Annotated in this window: 2 protein-coding genes; one reads left to right on the forward strand and one right to left on the reverse strand. The window is 66.4% G+C overall.

The genetic code is table 11. The annotated features are described in order from the left end of the window. Nucleotides 1-176 (reverse strand): KUP/HAK/KT family potassium transporter (locus tag FNJ47_RS50815; RefSeq protein ID WP_163163688.1); only part of this gene is annotated, 176 nt, incomplete at its 3' end. Between FNJ47_RS50815 and FNJ47_RS55185 the strand changes: the two genes are divergently transcribed. Further along, on the forward strand, nucleotides 163-247 hold an 85-nt coding region (locus FNJ47_RS55185), incomplete at its 3' end, for a KUP/HAK/KT family potassium transporter (RefSeq protein WP_430649496.1). The two genes, FNJ47_RS50815 and FNJ47_RS55185, sit on opposite strands and share 14 nt — an antisense overlap.

The following is a 247-nucleotide window of genomic DNA, read 5'->3' on the forward strand; positions in this document are numbered from 1 at the left end:
ACGGCTTCACGCAGCGCGTAGAGCGGGCTGGTGCCGATGTCGCCATAGACGACACCGATACTGCCGAGCAGCAGCGCCTTGAAGGTGGCGGTCGAATGCGCCTCGCCATGGCCGTTTGCCGCCGGCGGCGAGGGCGCGGTGACCGCGCATGCGGTGCTCGGCGTGCTCTCGCTGATCCTGTGGGCGCTGATTGTCGTCGTCACGCTGAAATACGTCGTGATCCTGCTCCGTGCCGACAACAATGGCG

Source organism: Bradyrhizobium uaiense, from assembly GCF_010811875.1.
Lineage (GTDB): Bacteria > Pseudomonadota > Alphaproteobacteria > Rhizobiales > Xanthobacteraceae > Bradyrhizobium > Bradyrhizobium uaiense.